This is a genomic window from Bradyrhizobium sp. USDA 336 (assembly GCF_044908355.1).
Classification (GTDB): domain Bacteria; phylum Pseudomonadota; class Alphaproteobacteria; order Rhizobiales; family Xanthobacteraceae; genus Bradyrhizobium; species Bradyrhizobium yuanmingense.
In genome coordinates this window covers 6,298,911-6,318,840 of sequence record NZ_JBIYDC010000002.1, presented here as the reverse complement: position 1 = coordinate 6,318,840, position 19,930 = coordinate 6,298,911, and the positions used below count along the sequence as shown (strand labels likewise).

The window sequence follows — 19,930 nt, the reverse complement described above, 5'->3', positions numbered from 1 at the left end:
TCCGCTTTTTCCCGAATCAGCCGCGGGAACGAATACAGCCTCGGCCCATTGTGTCGGCGGATGGGTGTCAGCCCGTTGTCCAATGCATTGCCCGGCCAACGGCGGCGTCGATCCGTCGGCCGAACCGCTGCATCCCGGAGCAGCCGGTTCGGTCGCTGGCGAACGTCAGTTCATCCCGATTTCCACTGCGATCCGGATCAGGTCGGAATGGTTCTTGGCGCCAAGCTTCTGCTTGAGCAGGGACGTGGTGTTGGCGACCGTCTTGTAGGAGATGCCGAGCGCCTCGGCGACCTCGACGATCTTGTCACCGCGTCCGAGCAAGCGAAGAATTTCGAGCTCCCGCGGCGTCATCTGTGACGCGGGGTTGGCCTTGATCGCCGCGCCGGAAAACGTCACGGCTTCCGCAAGCTGCGGCGAGATGAAGTTGTCACCCGCGACCACCTTGCGCACTGCTTTGAGCAGGATCCTGGGGTCGTCGCCTTTGGAGACATAGCCCTGCGCCCCGAGCTCGACGGCCCGCACGACGAACGCCGGATCGTCGTTCATGCTGAACATGATGATCTTGGCGTCGGGGTCGTCCTTGCGGATACGCCGCATCAGCTCGAACCCGGAGACGTCGGGCAGGCTGATGTCGATCACGGTGACGTCGGGCCGCTTGCTGACATAGGCGCGATGCCCGGATTTGGCATCGCTCGCCTCGTCAATGCGGATTGAATGGTCGGATGCGAACAGGGTGCGGCAGCCCGACAGCACCACGGGATGGTCGTCGACGATCAGGACCCTCGTCGCCAGCTTGGCGGTATCTTGCATCGCGCACTCTCTTGTTTTTCGACTCATAGCCCGCCGGGAATAAATGGAAAGAGCAAATCCGGCCGATACGCGTTAGAATTGACCTAATGTGGCGACGACTTTCGTTCCGAACGCAATTGTTTCTCCCGCTCGGCGCGAGCCTTCTCGCAGCCCTGATCCTGGGCGGCATATTACTGCAGATATTTGCACCAGGTCAGGTAGCTGATGAACACGAGCCGGCTCGACGCTCGATCCAGACCATCGCCGCCGCGCTCAACAGCACCCTGCGCGCATCGGACAACCCGCAAAAGACCCTCGATGCATTTGTTCAGTCCTTGAACGCCTCCACGGATATTCAATTCCGCCGCATGGATGGAGGTCCCCCGCCTTCTCCGAAAGACTTGCGCAACCTGAAGAAGGTTCCGCAATGGTTCGTCAACCTCATCACCATACCAGAGATGGAAGCGGCGTTTCCGATCGTCATAGACGGCAGACATGTCGGCGATATCGTGTTCTTCCCGGACATATCGGCCGACTTGTTCGAGAAGTGGATCGGCTTCCTTGCGCTGACCAGCCTGGTCGCTGTCCTGATGGTGCTCACCGGCACCGTTGCCTATGTCTTCGCCGGTTCGGCCCTGCGCCCCCTGCAACATCTCGGCGAAGGTCTCACGCGAATACGGCGGGGCGACTACACGAGCCCAATTCCGGTCCGAGGCCCAGCGGAAATCCGGCAAGGCTGCGAGGAGGCGAACGCGCTGGCTGCAACGCTGGCGCAACTCAGCCAGGACAATCGCGATCTGATGCACCGCCTGGTGTCGCTGCAAGATGACGAGCGGCGCGATCTCGCCCGCGAACTGCACGACGAGCTCGGGCCCCTCCTCTTCAGCATCCGCGCCGGCACGATCGCGCTGACCGATGCCTCCGAGCCAACGGGACATCTCGGCAATTCGGCACAGGACCTGCTGCAATCGGTCGAGGCCCTGCAGCAGACCAACCGCCGCATCCTCGACCGGCTGCGGCCGCTCTATATCGAAGAGCTCGGCCTTTCGAGCAGCGTGCAAACGCTGCTCCGGAATTTTCGTAAGCAGGCACCTCATATCATGCTGACGGATGCGATCGATCGCGATCTCAGCGCAATCGGCGGACCGTTGGCGCAGACCGTCTATAGAGTGATCCAGGAGGCACTGACCAACGTGCTGCGACATGCCAACGCCGGCAACGCACATGTGCAGGCGACGGTTGCCGACAAGACGCTCGTCGTCGAGATCTCCGACGATGGCGGCGGCTTCCCTGCGGACAACGTCTTCGGCCGGGGCCTGACCGGCATGCATGAGCGCGTGCGCGCGCTCAGCGGATCGCTATCGCTGTTGCGCGTGGATGACCGAACCTACGTGCGCTGCCGCCTTCCGGCGGAGACGATGCGGGACGTTCCGTCACCAGGCTAGTTCAGCAGGCGCAACCATCATGCGCATTCTGTCGCGCCGGTTCGCACAGCGTGCTGTGGATCTTGCCATCCGGGCTGAAGCGGAACGAGGCCTGAATGCGCAGCGCGCCGGCGACGGAATATTCGAGGTGGATGCCGTGGGGCGCGGGATTGATCTCTTCCAGCCCGAACCCCGCCAAGGAGAAGGCGCTGAGCCGCGGTTGCCAATAGGCCGCGATCTCGCTCCGGCCACGATAGCGCCGCGCGCCGTCGCACGTGCATTCGAGCTGCGCGTCGTCGGCATAGAGGTCGAGCAGGGCTGTGAGGTCGCCCTTACGGCAGGCATCCACCCAGTCTACGATAATTCCCATCTGGTCGAAATCACTCACGCCGCACCCAATCTGCCGCGGACAATATTGGCGGCTTAGAACTACCCTCGTGAATATGCGCTGAATAATAAACCCCGGGCGATACCGGGTTCCCTCGATGGACCTTATTGTTTGAGCATGATCTTTTCGGAAAACCGCTACCCATTTTCCGGATCATGCCCCAATGAGCTCAGCTCTGCCGCCGGCCTCTTGCCCACACGCCGAAGGCGATAAGCACGGCGCCTGCAAGCGTGAACCAGGTGATTGCATATTGCAGATGGTCGTCCTTGAGATTCACCTGGAGCGGTCCCGGACGCGGGATGCCGTTCGCCGGCGCGGGCCGTTCGAGATCGATATAGAACGGCGCAACCGTGCCCCAGCCCAGCACGCTTGCGATTGCCAGATGATCGCGCACGAACCAGAGCCGCTTGCCGCGATTCTCCGCCGGAGTCAGCCAGCTTGGCGCCTCGGGAAAGCGCAGATAGCCGGTGAGCTCAACCGGTTGGCCCGTGACGAGCTTGTTCACCGCGCGATCCTCGACGCCGCGGTCCTGCATCGTGTTCTCGACGAAACCCGCGTCGATCACGACCATCTCGCCGCCGGGAAGCCGCGCCGGCAGGAACGCCCAGGTGCCGGGGCCGGAGGCGTCCTTGCGCACCGCCGAGCCGGAGGAATAGACCATTGCATCGGGGAGGGCTGCGTAGGTCGCGGTGAAGCTGACGCGGCGGAATTCGTCGCGGGCGGGATTGAGCGCGGCCCATTGCGCGGGCGGCGGCAGCGCAACCGGCGCGGCCGCAAGCCGCTCGGTGAGCGCCGCAATCAACTCGTGCTTGGCGGTGCGGCGCTGCAGCTGCCAGACACCGAGCGCCACGAACACAGCCGTGAGGAACAGCGTGAACAGCGCGAAGCCGGCCACGGGGGCCTTGCGCGACGCAGGCTCGTTCATTTCGCGCGATCGACCAACCGGCCCGGCGCCGCCTTGTGGTGGAATTGCAGCGCGATCAGCAACGACTTCATCGAGCGCAGCGGCAACAGCGTGGTGGCGAGGATGAGCGGCAGCCAGAGCACCGCATGCAGCCAATATGGCGGCTGGTATTTGACTTCGACGATGAGGGCGCACGCGACGACGATGCCGCCGGCCAGCATGATGATGAAGATCGCCGGGCCGTCGCCGGTATCGATGAAGGCATAGTCGAGCCCGCAACGGTCGCATGCGGGCGCGAGCGCCAGAAAGCCCGCATAAAGCTTGCCCTGGCCGCAGCGCGGGCATTTGCAGGCAAGCCCACGCAGCGCGCTTTGCAGGACGGTGGTTTCGGACGGGGGTGTGCCGGCACTGTCGTTCATGATGGCGGACTCTATCACAGTTTCCGACGAAACTTCGGGCGGCCGGAAAGCGAAAGGGCGGCCCTGCGGCCGCCCTTCCTGATCGGTTCGATCGGGCTCAGTGCGCCGCGCTGGCCATGGTCTCGGCGCCGCGTCCCCAGACGTAGATGCAGAGGAACAGGAACAGCCAGACCACGTCGACGAAGTGCCAGTACCAGGCCGCGAACTCGAAGCCGAGATGCTGCTTCGGCGTGAAGTGGCCGGCATAGGCGCGGAATAGGCACACCAGCAGGAAGATGGTGCCGACCAGCACATGGAAGCCGTGGAATCCGGTCGCCATGAAGAACGTCGCGCCGTAGACGTTGCCGCCGAAGGAGAACGCCGCGTGGGCATACTCATAGGCCTGCACGCAGGTGAAGAGCGCGCCGAGCACGACGGTGAGGATCAGGCCATACTTCAAGCCCTGGCGGTCGTTCTCGAGCAGCGCATGGTGCGCCCAGGTGACGGTGGTGCCTGACGTGAGCAGGATCAGCGTGTTCAGCAGCGGCAGATGCCAGGGATCGAAGGTCTCGATGCCCTTCGGCGGCCAGGTGCCCGGGACCGCGCAGGCGCCGGGCTGCGTGCCGAGGCCGCAACCGAACACCGCATCGCGGGTGGCGTGGACGGCATCGGCCGGAAACAGCGCCGCGTTGAAATAGGCCCAGAACCAGGCGACGAAGAACATCACCTCGGAGGCGATGAACAGGATCATGCCGTAGCGGTGATGCAGCTGCACGACACGGGTGTGGTCGCCCTTGTACTGGGCTTCCTTGATCACGTCGGCCCACCAGCTCGCCATGGTGTAGAGCACGCCCACGGTGCCGACGCCGAACACGATCGGCGCCGCCGAGAACATGTGGTGCATCCAGGCGACCGCGCCGACCGCCATGATGAAGGCCGAGAGCGAGCCGACCGCCGGCCAGGGAGAGGGATCGACGAGGTGATAGTCGTGATGCTTGGTGTGCGCCGTGGCCATTTCCGTCTCTCTCTCTCCTCAATCCCGTGCCTGTCCGGCACTTATCCCCTTGTGTCCAACCGCCTGCGCGTGAGCCCTGCGGTCAAAGATTTCCCTTGCGCTTGTCGGCTTCGCCCGATGCCAGCGGTTTCACCACGGGATCGCGCACCGGATAGAACGTGTAGGACAGCGTGATCGTGCTCAGCCCGTCGTTCTCATGGTCGGCGGCGATCGACGGATCGACGTAGAACACGACCGGCATCTCGCGCTTCTCACCGGGTGCCATGGTCTGCTCGGTGAAGCAGAAGCAGTTGATCTTCTGGAAATAGGCGCCGACCGTCAGGGGTGCGACGTTATAGGCGGCCTGGCCCGCAGTGGCGCGCGCCGCCTGGTTGGTCACGGTGTAGAAGACCGTCACGACCTGGCCGATATTGACCTCGATCTCGCTCTGCTCCGGCTCGAACTTCCAGGGCAGGCCGGGCGCGACGTTGGAATCGAAGCGCACCGAGATCTTCCGCGCGATCGGGCCCGTGGCCGGCGCAGAGGTCGCCACTTGCGTCGTGCCGTTGAAGCCGGTGGCGCGGCAGAACCAATTGTAGAACGGCACCGCCGCGTAGGAGGCGCCGACCATCAGCGCGACCACGCCGCCGCAGATGGACGCGACCACCACATCGCGCCCCAGCCCGCGGCCCTTGCCCGGGTTGCGATGGCCGGGCTTGGCGCTGACGTCCTGCGATATGGTGGGCTCGTGATCCATGTTTTCTACATCGGCCGCACGAGCACGGCCGGCCCCTTGACCATGGTGACGGCGAAGAACAGCACCACGAGCACGCCGAGCGCCAAAGCGATCGCGATGGAGCGCTGACGACGGCTCTTCCGCTGCGCCTCGGTGAGGACGATTCCTTCCGGCTCGGGTTTGTCGGCCATCGCGGTGATCATGCGCCCCCAACCATCGGAGAAAGCGCCCGGTACACGACCTCGGCCAGCAGGGTCGCAAACAGCGCGAACAGGTACAGGATCGAGAACGCAAACAGCTTGCGGGTCGCGCGCAGCGACTGGCTGCGCTCGCGGCGCAGATAGACGTTGATGGCGAGCACCAGCATGCCGGCACCGAGGAGCAGCGAGACCACGCCGTAGACGGCATCGAAATAGCCGAGCGCCCAGGGCGCGGCGGCGACCGCGATCAGCACGATGGTGTAGAGCAGGATCTGCAGACGCGTGGCGTCGGGACCGGCGACGTTCGGCAGCATCGGAATGCCGGCGCGCGCGTAGTCGTCGGAGCGGAACAGAGCCAGCGCCCAGAAATGCGGCGGGGTCCAGAAGAAGATGATGGCGAACAGCAGCAGCGGCTCGACATCGACCGTGCCCGTCACCGAGGCCCAGGCCACCACCGGCGGCAGCGCACCGGCGGCACCGCCGATCACGATGTTCTGCGCGGTCCAGCGCTTCAGCCACATCGTGTAGATCACGACGTAGAAGAAGATGGTGAAGGCGAGCAGCGCGCCCGCGACCCAGTTGACGAGGATGCCGAGCGTCATCACCGAGAAGAAGGCGAGCGTCGTGCCGAACGCCATCGCTTCAGGGCGGGTGATGCGGCCGCGCGGGATCGGCCGGTTCGCCGTGCGCGACATCTTGGCGTCGATGTCGCCTTCGAGCGCCATGTTGAGCGCCCCAGAGGCACCGGCGCCGACCGCGATGCAGAGCAGCGAGGTGATCGCCAGCACCGGGTGGAAATGCCCCGGCGCCATCGCCATCCCGACCAGCGCAGTGAAGATCACCAGCGACATCACCCGCGGCTTGAGCAGCGCGAGATAATCGCCAACCTCCGCTTCGGAGATGTGGGGATCGATGTCGATGGCGTTGTGGTCGAGGACGGACACTTAGATTGACTCGCTTCGTTACAGCGCCGCGGCGCCCGTCACGGGCGCCGCGGGGGATTGCTTACTGCACGCGGGGCAGCACTTCGAACTGATGGAAGGGCGGCGGCGAGGACAGCGTCCACTCCAGCGTGGTCGCGCCAGCACCCCAGGGATTGTCGCCTGCCGGCACCCTCTTCATGAAGGCGTCCAGCACGCAGTAGAGGAAGATCAGCACGCCGAAGCCGGAGATGTATGAGCCGACCGACGAGACCAGATTCCAGCCCGCGAACGCATCGGGATAGTCGATGTAGCGGCGCGGCATGCCGGACAGGCCGAGGAAGTGCTGCGGGAAGAACACCAGGTTGACGCCGACGAAGGTGACCCAGAAGTGCAGCTTGGCAAGGCCCTCATTGTACATGTAGCCCGACATCTTCGGGAACCAGTAGTACCAGCCGGCGAAGATCGCGAATACCGCGCCGAGTGACAGCACGTAGTGGAAGTGGGCAACGACGTAGTAGGTCTCCTGGAGCACGCGATCGACACCCGCGTTCGCCAGCACGACGCCGGTCACGCCGCCGACCGTGAACAGGAAGATGAAGCCCACCGCCCAGATCATCGGCGCGCGGAATTCGATCGAGCCGCCCCACATCGTGGCGATCCAGGAGAATATCTTCACGCCGGTCGGAACGGCGATGACCATCGTGGCGGCGACGAAATAGGCCTGCGTCGCCGAGGACATGCCGACCGTGTACATGTGGTGCGCCCAGACCACGAAGCCGATGCCGCCGATCGCGACCATGGCGTAGGCCATGCCGAGATAGCCGAACACGGGCTTGCGCGAGAAGGTCGAGACGATCTGGCTGATCATGCCGAAGCCGGGCAGGATCAGGATGTAGACCTCGGGGTGACCGAAGAACCAGAACAGATGCTGGAACAGCACGGGGTCGCCGCCGCCGTCGGGGGCGAAGAACGTCGTGCCGAAATTGCGGTCGGTGAGCAGCATGGTGATCGCACCGGCGAGCACCGGCAGCGACAACAGCAGCAGGAACACCGTCACCAGGATCGACCACACGAACAGCGGCATCTTGTGCAGGGTCATGCCCGGCGCGCGCATGTTGAAGATGGTGGTGATGAAGTTGATCGCGCCCAGGATCGAGGAGGCACCGGCGAGGTGCAGCGACAGGATCGCGAAGTCGACCGCCGGGCCGGGATGGCCCGAGGTCGACAGCGGCGCGTAGATGGTCCAACCCGCCCCGACGCCGTTGGAGCCCGGCTCGCCCTCGACGAAGGTCGACATCAAGAGCAGCGCGAACGATGCCGGCAGCAGCCAGAACGAGATGTTGTTCATGCGCGGGAACGCCATGTCGGGCGCGCCGATCATCAGCGGCACGAACCAATTGCCGAAGCCGCCGATCATCGCGGGCATGACCATGAAGAAGATCATGATCAGGCCGTGCGAGGTCACGAACACGTTGTAGGTGTGGGCCTCGTGGAAGACCTGCACGCCCGGATACATCAGCTCGGCCCGGATCGCGATCGACATCGCCGCACCGATGATGCCGGCGACGACCGCGAAGATCAGGTACATCGTGCCGATGTCCTTGTGATTGGTCGAATAGACGTAGCGCCGCCATCCGGTCGGATGGGCATGCTCGTCATGATGCGCGTGATCGCCGTGTGCCGCTGCGCTCGTTGCCATTTTCAAATCCTGCCTTGCGTCCCATTCGGACCTTTGGAGGTCCCACCCTTATCGCTTTCAGTCCCTCAGGCCGCCCCCCGGCGCTTACTGCGTCGGGCCGGCCGCGGAGGCGTAGGTGCTGGTGCCGCCGCTCGCAAACTTCTTCTTCGCCGTCTCGACCCAGGAGGCGAACTCCTGGTCGCTCACCACGCGGATCGCAATCGGCATGAAGGCGTGATCCTTGCCGCACAGTTCCGAGCACTGGCCGTAATACATGCCGGTCTTGGTGGCCTTGAACCAGGTCTCGTTCAGGCGGCCGGGAATGGCGTCGATCTTGACGCCGAAAGCCGGCAGCGCAAAGGCGTGGATGACGTCCGCACCCGTGGTCTGGACCCGAACCACCTTGTTGACCGGCACCACCATCTCGTTGTCGACGGCAAGCAGGCGGGGCTGCTTGTCCTGGGCCATCAGCGAGTCGAACTCGAACTTGCCGTTGTCGGGATAGGCATAGGACCAATACCACTGCTTGCCGGTCGCCTTGACGGTCAGGTCCGCCTTCGGAATGTCGAGCTGCAGGAACAGCAGCCGGAACGACGGCACCGAAATGCCGACCAGGATCAGCACCGGGACGAGCGTCCAAGCCACCTCGATCAGCGTGTTGTGGGTCGTCCGCGACGGCACCGGATTGGCCTTCGCGTTGAACTTGACGACCACGATCACGAGCAGCGCCAGGACGAACAGCGTGATCAGGGTGATCAGCACGAAGAGGAAGTTATGGAACCAGACGATGTTGTCCATCACCGGGGAACCGGACTGCTGGAGCGTCCACTCCCACGGCGCCGGCTGCCCGAGCTCGGCCAATGCCGCACCACCCGTCGCCAGCGTGACTCCAGCCGCCACCAAGGCGATGGTGGCCAATCCCAGCAGTTGCCGGCCCACCCGACCCATCGACATCCTCATGTCGTTCGCGCTCCCCTTCCGAAATCACCCCACGTGCATTTCCCTGCTTGCGGGAAACGCTTATTCGCTCCGCCAGTCCGACAAACCGCCACGCAAGAATACCTCTAAGAGGAATTGGGGCCAGATCGCTAGAACGCGAAATCAAGCCTCTCAAACCATAATTCTTGATCTATCGCAATGCAGTCTTGAGCCCCGCCTGCCAGCCATCACCGGCAAGATATTTCCCAGCAAGATCAGACAAAAATACCGTTTCCCGGGACGCTGCGGCTTGACAGCGGAATTGCCCGCGGTAGGCACTGGAAGACTGCCACGCGGCAGCCTGATTCGTGCGGGCAATGGCGGTGTGCGCGGCGCGGAATTTGCTTGGGAATCGCCTTCAAGACGCCGTCATTCCGTATCAGTCCGCCAGATCAGTCCGCCAAGCGCGAGCAACCCAGGCGAGCAGAGGGACCGACCCGATGGGGCTTTCGAGATCGATGGCAAAGCCGGCGAACGGCCTCCCGGCGCTCGCCGCCCTCGTGGCTGCGATGGTCCTGCTGGCGCTGCCGGGGCTTGCCCATGCGCAGGGCGCGGTGCGCTCCGTCCATGGCGACTGGCAGATCCGCTGCGACACCCCGCCCGGCGCCCAGACCGAGCAATGCGCCCTGATCCAGAGCGTGGTGGCGGAAGACCGCTCCAATGCCGGCCTGACCGTGATCGTGCTCAAGACCGCCGACCAGAAGAGCCGGCTGATGCGCGTGGTCGCTCCGCTCGGGGTCCTCTTGCCCTCCGGCCTCGGGCTCAAGCTCGACAACCAGGACGTCGGCCGCGCCGGCTTCGTCCGCTGCCTGCCCAACGGCTGCGTCGCCGAGGTCGTCCTGGAGGACAAGCTGCTCGGTCAGCTCCGCAGCGCCAAGACCGCGACCTTCATCATCTTCGAGACCCCGGAAGAAGGCATCGGCTTCCCGCTCAGCCTGAACGGGCTCGGCGAGGGCTATGACAAGCTGCCGTAGCAGCGGCTAACCTTGGCAATCCTTTTGTTTCCGTAATGTGAGGCTTCGCGCTCTCGCGGAACTGGTCCGAAACCATTATCTTGCCCCACATCCCCGGCTAATGGACGGACGCATGACCAATCCTGCCACGACCTCCCTGCTCGACCGTGCCAATCTCGACCGCGATCAGGTTCGCAGCGAGGTCGCGCGCGGGCTTTCCGGCGCCGACGACGGCGAGCTGTTCCTGGAATACAGCCAGACCGAAGCGCTGATGTTCGACAATGGGCGGCTGAAGCAGGCGACCTACGACACCTCGCAGGGTTTTGGCCTGCGCGCCGTCAAGGACGATGCGGTCGGCTACGCTCATTCCTCCGACGTGTCGCTGCCGGCGCTGATCCGCGCTGCCGATGCGGTTGCCGCCGTGCGCGGCGGCTACTCCGGCAGCTTCTCGGCGCCGCCGCCGCACACCAATGTCCGCCTCTATGGCGACGACAATCCGCTCGATGCGCCGGGCTTCGAGACCAAGGTCAAGCTGCTCGCCGAGATCGACGCTTACCTGCGCGACAAGGATCCGCGGGTGCGGCAGGTCAGCGTGAGTCTCGGCGCGACCTGGCAGGTCGTCGAGATCCTGCGGCCCGACGGAGAGAGCTATCGCGACATCCGTCCGCTGGTGCGCGTCAACATCTCCGTCGTCGCCGGCCAGGGCGACCGCCAGGAGAGCGGCAGCAAGGGCTATGGCGGCCGCGCCGGCTATGCCGAGTTCATCCAGAGCAGGAATTGGCGCGAGGCCGCCGACGGCGCGCTGCGCGAGGCGCTGGTCAATCTGGAATCGATCCCCGCCCCCGCTGGCGAGATGGACGTCGTGCTCGGCGCCGGCTGGCCCGGCGTGATGTTGCATGAAGCGGTCGGCCATGGCCTCGAAGGCGACTTCAACCGCAAGAAGACGTCTGCTTTTGCGGGCCTGATGGGCCAGCAGGTCGCGGCCAAGGGCGTCACCGTGGTCGACGACGGCACTATCGCCTCGCGCCGCGGCTCGCTGTCGATCGACGACGAGGGCACGCCGACCAATCGCACCGTGCTGATCGAGGACGGCATCCTGGTCGGCTACATGCAGGACCGCCAGAACGCACGGCTGATGAACATGAAGCCGACCGGCAACGGCCGTCGCCAGGGTTATGCCCATGTGCCGATGCCGCGCATGACCAACACCTACATGCTCGCCGGCGATCGCGATCCGGCCGAGATCATCGCATCGGTGAAGAACGGCGTGTTCGCCGCGAATTTCGGCGGCGGACAGGTCGACATCACCTCGGGCAAATACGTGTTCCAGTGCACCGAGGCCTACAAGATCGAGAACGGCAAGATCGGGGCGCCGCTCAAGGGCGCCATGCTGATCGGCAACGGACCGACCGACCTGCATCGCATCCGCATGATCGGCAACGACCTTGCGCTCGACACCGGCATCGGCACCTGCGGCAAGAACGGCCAGGGCGTGCCCGTCGGCGTCGGCCAGCCGTCGCTGCTGATGGAACGCATCACCGTGGGTGGAACCGGCGCATGAGCGTTGAAGACAAGGTCACGGTCAGCCCCAAGCGCAAAAGCAGCGGCTGGGGCGGACAGATCGCTCAGCTCGCCGGCATCGTCGCCGCGGTCTTCATCGCCAAGGGCGCGCTCGCCGAGCCGTTCTACGTGCCGTCGGGCTCGATGGAGCCGACGCTCCTGATCGGTGATGCGCTGCTCGCCTCGAAATTCCCCTATGGCTACGGCACCTCGTCGCTGCCGATTCAGATCAGCCTGCCGGAGAGCGGCCGCGTGTTCGCGGAGACGCCGAAGCTCGGCGACGTCGTCGTGTTCCGCTGGCCCGGCGATCGTTCGCAGGCCTGGGTCAAGCGTGTCGTGGGCCTGCCCGGCGACCGCATCCAGATGCGGCAGGGCCAGCTCTTCATCAACGACCGTCCGGCCGAGCTGAAGCCGGACGGCGTCGGTGCGGCCGAGAACGACCGTGGCGGCAGCGAGCCCGCCTATCGCTATGTCGAGACGTTGCCGAACGGCGTCTCGCATCTGATCTTCAAGATGCGCGACAGCGGTCCGCTCGACAACACGCCCGAGGTGACGGTGCCGGCGGGACATCTGTTCGTGCTCGGCGACAACCGCGACAATTCCGCCGACAGCCGCGTGCCGCTGCGCTCCGGCGGCGTCGGCCTGTTGCCGATCGATAATCTGATCGGCCGTGCGGACGCCGTGGTCGGCTCCTGGGACCTCGGCATGCGCAGCCAGCCGGTGTGGACCTGGCTGTCCGGATTCAGGCTGTCGCGGTTCTTCACCGCCGTGCACTGACCGGTCGCAGGTGAGCAAGGACGAATTCCTCGCGCTCGCCTTACGCAATCCGGTCAACGCCGCGATCCTCGACGAACTGCACCGGCTCGCGCTGCCGGATGCGTGGCTGGTGTCGGGATGCCTGGTGCAGACGGTATGGAACGTGCTCACGGGGCGCCCGATCGACCACGGCATCGCCGATTACGACGTGTTCTATTTCGACGCCGACACATCGTGGGAGGCCGAGGACGCGGTGATCCGCACCCTCCATACGCGCCTCGCGCATCTCGGCGCCAAGATCGAGGTCCGCAACCAGGCCCGCGTGCACATGTGGTACCCGGCCAAGCACGGCCTGCCCTATCCGCCGCTGAGAAGCTCGAGGGAAGGCATCGACCGCTTCCTCACGCAGAACACGCAGGTCGGCGTCAGGCGCGCAAGCGATGGCCACGAGGTCTATGCACCGCGCGGGTTTGACGACATTGCAGCACTGATCGCGCGGCCAAATCCAGGACCGAATTTTTCCGCGGCGAACTACGAAGCGAAGGCTAAGCGCTGGAAGGCGCTGTGGCCGGAGATCACGGTGATCGCGGCGGAGTGAGGTGCCGTAGGGTGGGCAAAGCGAAGCGTGCCCACGCGCCTGCGGCCGTATCGGAAGATCGTGGGCACGGCGCAAAGGCGCCTTTGCCCACTCTACGGCACCTTGCCTACCGCACGACGCCCGACGTGAACCCCGCCTTCCTTCGCGGCGGCTTGATTTCCTTCTTCAGGAAGCAGCGCGCCTCGCGCCCGGTGTAGCCGGGGCGGGCATAGGTGAAGGCGCGGCATTTGTTGTCGGCGGTGCAGGCGGCCTTGCAGGCCTCGACGCTTTCGCCGTCCTTGAGCTCGAAATTGCGCAAGTCGCCGCCGGGCCGGTCGATCGACGTCTCGACGCCTTCCACGCGCGGCTCGATCACGCCGGCGCCGCGCACGCCCGAGATACAGCAACTACCCGGCACGCGCGCCGGCACGGTGTTCTTCAGCCAGCACACCGCCGAGCCGCCTTCGACATCGGGATAGTTGAAGCTCCAGGAGCGGCAACGGCGATCGCGCTCGCATAGCAGTGCGCAATCCTCGGGATCGCCGGAGGTGACGGGCGTACTGAAATAGTCGCCGCCGGGCCGGTCGAACGCCGTCTGGGCAAGCGCCGGCGCGCTTGCAAACGCAAGCGAAAGCAGCACGACACATGCCGCGGCGCTGGCCATGATGGCCCCGGACAGGCGGCAATTCCCCATCGGAACAGCTTTCGAGTTATTGACGACGCTCAGGTTTTTTCAGCCGGTCATTTGATCGCCGCAAACCTGTATGGGCGATGAACGGCTGAATCCTGGTGCCCGGCTTCAGAGGTCTAGAACGCGTATTCCGCGTAGGCCGGTTCCACCGAACCCTGCCAGGGACCGTTGAATTTATCCAGCATCTCCTCGGCCGGCGTCCGGCCGGAATCGATGATGCGATCGAGCGGCTCGAGATGCCGGGTTTCGTCACGGCCGAGCTGGTCGATCCGGCCGCGCCGGCGCAGGCCGGCATGGGCAAGAACGAGGCATTCCTTGGCGATCTCGAACAGATAGCGGTCCTTGATCCGCGCCTTGAAGCCCATGCGCGGCACGTCGTCGCGCAGGGCCTGGCGTTCATGCGCGCTCCAGTGCTTGACGATCTCCCAAGCGGCATCGAGCGAGGCATCATCGTAGAGCAGCCCGACCCAGAACGCCGGCAGCGCCGGCAAGCGGCCCCACGGGCCGCCGTCCGAGCCGCGCATCTCGAGATAGCGCTTGAGCCGCACTTCCGGGAAGATCGTCGAGAGGTGGTTGGCCCAGTCCGACAAGGTCGGACGCTCGCCGGGAAGGTTGTTGTTGCGGCCGTCGAAGAAGGCGCGGAACGAGGAGCCCGAGACGTCAATGTACTCCTCGCCGCGCTTGACGAAATACATGGGCACGTCCAGCGCATAATCGACATAGCGCTCGAACCCCATACCGTCCTCGAACGCCCACGGCATCATGCCCGAACGGGCATTGTCGGTGTCGCGCCAGATTTCGGACCGGAACGACAGGAAGCCGTTCGGCCTGCCCTCGGTAAACGGTGAATTGGCGAACAGCGCGGTCGCGACCGGTTGAAGCGCGAGCGAGACGCGCAGCTTCTTGACCATGTCGGCTTCGGAGGAGAAGTCGAGATTGGTCTGCACCGTGCAGGTCCGGTACATCATGTCGAGGCCGTATTGACCGACCTTCGGCATGTAATTGGTCATGATCTTGTAGCGGCCCTTGGGCATCACCGGGATATCGGCGCGCGACCAGGACGGCGTCATGCCGAGGCCGAGGAAGCCGATGCCGAGCGGGGTTGCGATCTCGCGCACCTGCGCCAAGTGCGCCATCAGCTCGCTCTGGGTCTGGTGCACGTTCTCGACCGGCGCGCCGGACAGCTCGAACTGTCCGCCGGGCTCGAGCGAGATCGCGCCGCCGCCGGTGACGTCGTAGAGGCCGATGATGTTGCCCTGCTCCATGATCGGCTCCCAGCCGAGCAGGAGCTTCATGCCTTCGAGCAGCGCGCCGATGCCGCGCGCGCCCTCGTAAGGCACCGGTCGATGGCCGTCGAGCGTGAACGGCGTTTTCTCATGCTCGGTGCCCATGCGGAATTCGGACGGGTCCTTGCAGCCGGCCTCGAACCACGCGACGAGTTCGTCGCGTGATTGCAGCGGCGTCATGTCGATCTGGTCTCGCGCCATATCAAACTCTAATCAAAAGCGCTTCGACCGAACGCGCGCGGGTGACAGGGATGGCCCGCGAACCCACCGGTTGCACGGGCGAGCGGATTTGCCGCGCGATCATCGCGACGGCATGGTTTCGTTGGCGGCCGCAGGCGGCAGTTTCATCTCGCCGCACGAGCAGCCCAGGCGATCGAGCAGATTGCTGAGCTTGACGGCGTCGGCGTCCGACAGTTTCGAACCGACATATTTCTCGATCGCGGCCGAATAGGCGCCCCACATCCGCTTCTGCAGCTCGCGGCCGGCTTCGGTGATCTCGACGAACTGGCCGCGCTTGTCGATCTTGCATTCGCGCCGCGAGGCGAGGCCCTCGTCGACCAGGCGGTCGATCAGGCGCGAGGTCGAATATTGCGGGATCAGCATCTGCCGCTCGAGTTCGACCGGCCGCAGCTCGCCCGAGGGCGCCCGCGACAGTTCGAGCAGCGCGTCGTACCAGGCCAGCGGTGGGAAGCCGGCCTTCTTCAAGTCCTGCTCGACGCAATCGAGCACGCGGCTCTGCACCCGCATCAGGCGGATCCAGGCGGCGGTTGCCTCGGTCGATGGTTTGCGTTTCATGATCCCGCTCAAGCTCGTCGTCCGTCTCTTACTCCACTCGATGCACCTGCATCAATCTTGACTATTTCAAGCAGGTGCATGTAGTCGTTCTTTCGGCCGAACCAAGCGTCAGGGGAAGGAAATTCCTCGAAACCGGACGGTTTGCCCGGTGTGTGCCCGCCGTCCCCACATCGTGCTCCTGGAGGCCAGCCCGCTCTATGGCCTGGTCGAGGTCGGTAGCGGCGCCAAGAAGCCCGAAAATAGTGAGGATTATCTGAAGCTGACCCCCTTGGGGCCAGGTCCCTGCGCTGGGCCTCGACAGCAAATGAGATCGTGACGGAAGGCCAAGTGATTGTCCAGATGATCGCCGATCAGGTCTGGTCCACCGTTCGCGAAGCACGACCGGAAGGACGGCGAAGAGCCGGACCGGTGATTCGGCTCTTTACTTGCACCATTCGTTAGATCCGAAGATTCCCGATGCGCTGACACCGATTTTACGAGCATTGTCCGGGTTAACAATAACTCCGTGTTGTGCGCTCCGGGGACGTCACCATCCTTGTGAGAGCAATGCTCTTGGCTCAGCTTCAGCGCGAGGACAGGACGCTAGCCGTCGGACCGGAAAAACTATCGTGACGACCGTACTCCTCCTCCTGCTCGCGAGTGCAATAACCGGCTTGGCGACGGGGCTATTCTTCCGAGTCTGGACTCTATTGCTGGTCTCGCCGGCGACTGCGATCCTTACTGCGACGGTGCTTCAGACCTCAGGCTTTGGATTCTGGACGGGCGTTCCAATCGTCGTCGTCTGCCTGTTTGCCGGCCAGGTGGCCTATTTGGCCGCGACGTTCTACGTGCACAGAGGTGAGCTTTCAGTGCAGGACGAGATAGACGGCGAACCAGGCAAGCACGGCCAGCGCAACATCAAAGACGAGGACGAGTAGGGCCAGGCCGACCCACGAAGGAATTTTTCTGCGCCGCCGGAAGAGCCTGCGGCGCGGCCACGGCCGCCGCAGCAACAACAAAGGGACGTATCGTACCGCAACGCCGGCTGCGCGGTCTTGAGACACCGTGGGGATCATTGCGAGACACCTTCAATGTCGATGGGCCATCCGGTGGATCATCAGCAAGAGCGGTGCCAGGGCGAAGCGAGCGTGGCCGGGGTGGGGGATTGGGTGCTGGGGTGAGACGAAAGCGCATCAATCGATGTGACAAGGCGCAAGGCAGAGCGCCCAAGCGATGATCCAGCCCTTCCATTTGTGAACCATCTGATCAGCGGCGACGTCGAAGGAGCATCTCCAGGAGACAATTGCCTCCATGAACATGATCGTCCTCATGACCGCCGCGGGCGCGCCGCTCGCGATGCTCGGGCTCTCGACGCCGGTCGCGCCGGAACGCAATTGCATCTTCATGATCCATCCGCAGATCACCTCGGCCGTGTTCGAGAGCAAGGAAGGCAAGATCGTCTTTCCGGACCGGCCGACCGAATATCCCTGTCGCTACGCCAGGACGAAGGGCGGCACGGAGATCGCTTTCACCAACCAGAATGGTTGGCGCTTCGAGGTGCGCATCGGCCGCGGCGACGAAGGCAGCTGGAAGGCCCGTCTCGACGACGATGTAGTCGGAGGGCGCGCCTTCTCGCCGTTCGGCGACGGGAAATGAAAAGGCCGGATCGATGATCCGGCCTTTTGTTTCTGCGTAACCTCCTCCGTCAGGCTGCCGCCTTCTTCGGCGCGAAGCGGCCGTAGAAGGTCTCGCCCTTCGCGGCCATCTCTTCCAAGAGCTTCGGCGGGGTGAAGCGCGAGCCGTACTTCGCCTCCAGCTTGTGGCAGAGCTCGACGAACTTCTTCGTGCCCATGAAGTCGATATAGGACAGCGTGCCGCCGGTGAACGGCGCGAAGCCGAAGCCGAGGATCGAGCCGACATCGGCCTCGCGCGGATCGGTGATGACGTGGTCCTCAACGGTGCGCGCAGCTTCCACCGCCTGCACCACCAGGAAGCGCTGCTTCAGCTCCTCGATATCGAGCGTGTCGGGGTCGAGCTGCTTCGGCTGCAGTGCGGAAAGGCCCGGCCACAGGCTCTTCTGGCCCTTGCCCTTCTCGGGATAGTCGTAGAAGCCCCTGCTGTTCTTGCGGCCGAGGCGGCCCTGCTTCTCGACCATCTCCACCATCAGCTTCTTCTGCTCGGGATTGATCGCGTTGGGGCCGAGGTCGGCTTCGGTCGCCTTCATGATCTTCAGACCGAGATCGAGCGCGACCTCGTCCGAGAGCGAGAGCGGGCCGACCGGCATGCCGGCCATCTTGGCGCAGTTCTCGATCATCGCGGGCGGCACGCCCTCCAGGAACATCTCGTTGCCTTCGGCGACGTAGCGGCCGACGCAGCGATTGGCGAAGAAGCCTCTGGAGTCGTTGACCACGATCGGCGTCTTGCCGATCTGGCGGACGTAGTCGAGCGCGGTCGCGAGCGCGACGTCGCCGGTGTTCTTGCCGAGGATGATCTCGACCAGCATCATCTTCTCGACCGGCGAGAAGAAGTGAATGCCGATGAACTTGCCCTGATCCTTAAAACTCTCGGCCAGCGAGGTGATCGGCAGCGTCGAGGTGTTGGAGGCGAAGATCACATCCGGCTTCAGATATTGCTGCGCCTTGGCAAAGGTCTCCGCCTTGACCTTGCGGTCCTCGAACACGGCCTCGATGACGAGGTCGACGTCCTTCAGCGCGGCGTAGTCCGCGGTCGGCGTGATGCGCGCGAGCAGCGCTTCGGCATCACCGGGCTTGGCGCGGCCCTTCTTGATCTGCTCCTCGATCACCTTCTGCGCATGTGCCTTGCCCTTGTCGGCGCTTTCCTGGTCGCGGTCGATCAGGACGACGTCGAGGCCGGCGCGGGCCGAGACATAGCCGACGCTCGCGCCCATGAAGCCGGCGCCGATCACGGCGATCTTCTTCACCTTGGTTGCGGGCACGTCCTTCGGACGACGCGCGCCCTTGTTGAGCTCCTGCATCGACAGGAACAAGCTGCGGATCATCGCGGCCGCTTCCTTCGAGCGCAGCACCGAGGTGAAGTAGCGCGACTCCACGCGCAGCGCGGCATCGATCGGCAGCTGCAGGCCCTCATAGACGCAGCTCATGATCGCGCGTGCGGCCGGGTAATTGTCGTAGGTCTCGCGGCGATAGATCGCGTTGCCGGCCGGGAACATCATCATGCCGGCCTTAGAGAAGACCGGGCCGCCAGGCAGCTTGAAGCCCTTCTCGTCCCACGGCGCAACGGCCTTGCCGCCGCCCTTGATCCAGTCCTTCGCCGCCTTGATGAGGTCGGCGGCGGGAACGATGGCGTGAATGAGGTTCAGCGCCTTGGCCTTGTCGACCGTGACAGGATCGCCCTTGAGCAGAATGGTCATGGCGTCCTGCGGCGGCACCAGGCGCGGCACGCGCTGCGTGCCGCCGGCGCCGGGGAACAGGCCGACCTTGACCTCGGGCAGGCCGAGGCGCGTCTTGGGATTCTCCGCCGCGACGCGATAATGGCAGCACAGCGTGATCTCGAAGCCGCCGCCGAGCGCGAGCCCGTTGATCGCCGCCGCCCACGGCTTGCCAGAGGTTTCGATTCCGCGCAGCACCTGCGAGAAGCGGCGGCTCTGATCGAACAGCATCTGGTTCGCCGCGGTCTCGCCCTGCTCCTTGAAAACCTTCGCATAGGCCTGGTTCATGCCTTCGAGCATGGACAGGTCCGCGCCGGCGCAGAATGCTTCCTTGGCCGAGGTAATGACGACGCCCTTCACCGCGGCGTCGGCCGTGGTCGCCTTGACGATCGCCTCGAGTTCGTTGGTCGAGGTCTCGTCGAGGACGTTCATGGAACGGCCCGGGATGTCCCAGGTGACGAGCGCGATGCCGTCGGAATCGGTCTCAACCTTGAAGTTCTTGTACGACATGT

21 protein-coding genes are annotated in these 19,930 nt (G+C 64.5%); 7 read left to right on the top strand and 14 right to left on the bottom strand.

Annotated features, from left to right (window positions below; all coding sequences use genetic code 11):
• Positions 1-165 precede the first annotated feature (165 nt).
• The gene (locus ABIA45_RS30575) at positions 166-810 is read right to left on the bottom strand and encodes a response regulator transcription factor (RefSeq protein WP_028178165.1); all 645 of its coding nucleotides are present in this window, start codon (positions 808-810) and stop codon (positions 166-168) included.
• An 86-nt stretch (positions 811-896) separates the two neighbouring features.
• On the opposite strand from ABIA45_RS30575, the gene ABIA45_RS30570 reads away from it, so the two are divergent.
• Positions 897-2,234, top strand: a complete 1,338-nt coding sequence (locus ABIA45_RS30570; protein ID WP_404654668.1) for a histidine kinase — start codon at positions 897-899, stop codon at positions 2,232-2,234.
• 1 nt (position 2,235) lies between these two features.
• Here the strand turns inward: ABIA45_RS30570 and ABIA45_RS30565 are convergent, their stop codons facing one another.
• From ABIA45_RS30565 to coxB, 9 genes are all read right to left on the bottom strand, one after another.
• Positions 2,236-2,601, bottom strand: a complete 366-nt coding sequence (locus ABIA45_RS30565) for a nuclear transport factor 2 family protein (protein ID WP_404654667.1) — start codon at positions 2,599-2,601, stop codon at positions 2,236-2,238.
• Positions 2,602-2,770: 169 nt separating this feature from the next.
• Positions 2,771-3,526 (bottom strand): SURF1 family protein, encoded by a 756-nt coding sequence (locus ABIA45_RS30560; RefSeq protein WP_271546247.1) that lies wholly within the window; start codon positions 3,524-3,526, stop codon positions 2,771-2,773.
• Positions 3,523-3,924, bottom strand: a complete 402-nt coding sequence (locus ABIA45_RS30555; protein WP_404654666.1) for a DUF983 domain-containing protein — start codon at positions 3,922-3,924, stop codon at positions 3,523-3,525. The genes ABIA45_RS30560 and ABIA45_RS30555 overlap by 4 nt, the downstream gene beginning before the upstream one ends.
• 97 nt (positions 3,925-4,021) lie before the next feature.
• Positions 4,022-4,918, bottom strand: coding sequence for a cytochrome c oxidase subunit 3 (locus ABIA45_RS30550; RefSeq protein ID WP_035996590.1), 897 nt, complete (start codon positions 4,916-4,918; stop codon positions 4,022-4,024).
• Positions 4,919-5,000: 82 nt separating this feature from the next.
• Positions 5,001-5,654 carry a cytochrome c oxidase assembly protein gene (locus ABIA45_RS30545; protein WP_035996588.1) on the bottom strand — a complete coding sequence of 218 codons (654 nt, stop codon included), beginning with the start codon at positions 5,652-5,654 and terminating at the stop codon, positions 5,001-5,003.
• 5 nt (positions 5,655-5,659) lie between these two features.
• Positions 5,660-5,836, bottom strand: a complete 177-nt coding sequence (locus ABIA45_RS30540; protein ID WP_035996586.1) for a hypothetical protein — start codon at positions 5,834-5,836, stop codon at positions 5,660-5,662.
• A complete protein-coding gene (locus ABIA45_RS30535; RefSeq protein ID WP_404654665.1) occupies positions 5,833-6,777 on the bottom strand; it encodes a heme o synthase in 945 nt (314 codons plus the stop codon). Before ABIA45_RS30535 ends, ABIA45_RS30540 begins: the two co-directional genes overlap by 4 nt.
• A 61-nt stretch (positions 6,778-6,838) precedes the next feature.
• On the bottom strand, positions 6,839-8,455 hold the full coding sequence (gene ctaD / locus ABIA45_RS30530; protein WP_035996582.1) for a cytochrome c oxidase subunit I: 1,617 nt from the start codon (positions 8,453-8,455) through the stop codon (positions 6,839-6,841).
• Positions 8,456-8,539: 84 nt separating this feature from the next.
• The gene (gene coxB, locus ABIA45_RS30525; RefSeq protein ID WP_271546252.1) at positions 8,540-9,394 is read right to left on the bottom strand and encodes a cytochrome c oxidase subunit II; all 855 of its coding nucleotides are present in this window, start codon (positions 9,392-9,394) and stop codon (positions 8,540-8,542) included.
• Positions 9,395-9,852: 458 nt separating this feature from the next.
• Between coxB and ABIA45_RS30520 the strand changes: the two genes are divergently transcribed.
• From ABIA45_RS30520 to ABIA45_RS30505, 4 genes are all read left to right on the top strand, one after another.
• Positions 9,853-10,386: an invasion associated locus B family protein gene (locus ABIA45_RS30520; protein ID WP_198399886.1), complete on the top strand. Its 534-nt coding sequence runs from the start codon at positions 9,853-9,855 to the stop codon at positions 10,384-10,386.
• Positions 10,387-10,498: 112 nt separating this feature from the next.
• A complete protein-coding gene (tldD, locus tag ABIA45_RS30515; protein ID WP_157285671.1) occupies positions 10,499-11,926 on the top strand; it encodes a metalloprotease TldD in 1,428 nt (475 codons plus the stop codon).
• Positions 11,923-12,702 (top strand): signal peptidase I, encoded by a 780-nt coding sequence (gene lepB, locus ABIA45_RS30510; RefSeq protein WP_036020560.1) that lies wholly within the window; start codon positions 11,923-11,925, stop codon positions 12,700-12,702. Before tldD ends, lepB begins: the two co-directional genes overlap by 4 nt.
• Positions 12,703-12,712: 10 nt before the next feature.
• The gene (locus ABIA45_RS30505; RefSeq protein WP_275501319.1) at positions 12,713-13,279 is read left to right on the top strand and encodes a nucleotidyltransferase family protein; all 567 of its coding nucleotides are present in this window, start codon (positions 12,713-12,715) and stop codon (positions 13,277-13,279) included.
• A 106-nt stretch (positions 13,280-13,385) separates the two neighbouring features.
• On the opposite strand, the gene ABIA45_RS30500 is transcribed toward ABIA45_RS30505, so the two are convergent.
• From ABIA45_RS30500 to ABIA45_RS30490, 3 genes are all read right to left on the bottom strand, one after another.
• The gene (locus ABIA45_RS30500) at positions 13,386-13,952 is read right to left on the bottom strand and encodes a PAN domain-containing protein (RefSeq protein ID WP_404654664.1); all 567 of its coding nucleotides are present in this window, start codon (positions 13,950-13,952) and stop codon (positions 13,386-13,388) included.
• 113 nt (positions 13,953-14,065) lie between these two features.
• Entirely contained in the window at positions 14,066-15,436 is a 1,371-nt protein-coding gene (locus ABIA45_RS30495; protein WP_271546262.1) for a glutamate--cysteine ligase, read from the bottom strand.
• A 99-nt stretch (positions 15,437-15,535) separates the two neighbouring features.
• Positions 15,536-16,030: a MarR family winged helix-turn-helix transcriptional regulator gene (locus ABIA45_RS30490; RefSeq protein ID WP_035996519.1), complete on the bottom strand. Its 495-nt coding sequence runs from the start codon at positions 16,028-16,030 to the stop codon at positions 15,536-15,538.
• Between the two features lie 608 nt (positions 16,031-16,638).
• Here ABIA45_RS30490 and ABIA45_RS30485 point away from each other — a divergent pair.
• Both ABIA45_RS30485 and ABIA45_RS30480 read left to right on the top strand, forming a co-directional pair.
• Positions 16,639-16,947, top strand: coding sequence for a hypothetical protein (locus ABIA45_RS30485; protein ID WP_404654663.1), 309 nt, complete (start codon positions 16,639-16,641; stop codon positions 16,945-16,947).
• A gap of 373 nt (positions 16,948-17,320) precedes the next feature.
• Positions 17,321-17,665, top strand: a complete 345-nt coding sequence (locus ABIA45_RS30480) for a hypothetical protein (protein ID WP_404654662.1) — start codon at positions 17,321-17,323, stop codon at positions 17,663-17,665.
• A 49-nt stretch (positions 17,666-17,714) separates the two neighbouring features.
• Here ABIA45_RS30480 and ABIA45_RS30475 read toward each other — a convergent pair whose 3' ends face one another.
• Complete coding sequence (locus ABIA45_RS30475) at positions 17,715-19,928, bottom strand: FAD-dependent oxidoreductase (protein ID WP_404654661.1); 2,214 nt, start codon at positions 19,926-19,928, stop codon at positions 17,715-17,717.
• Positions 19,929-19,930 lie beyond the last annotated feature (2 nt).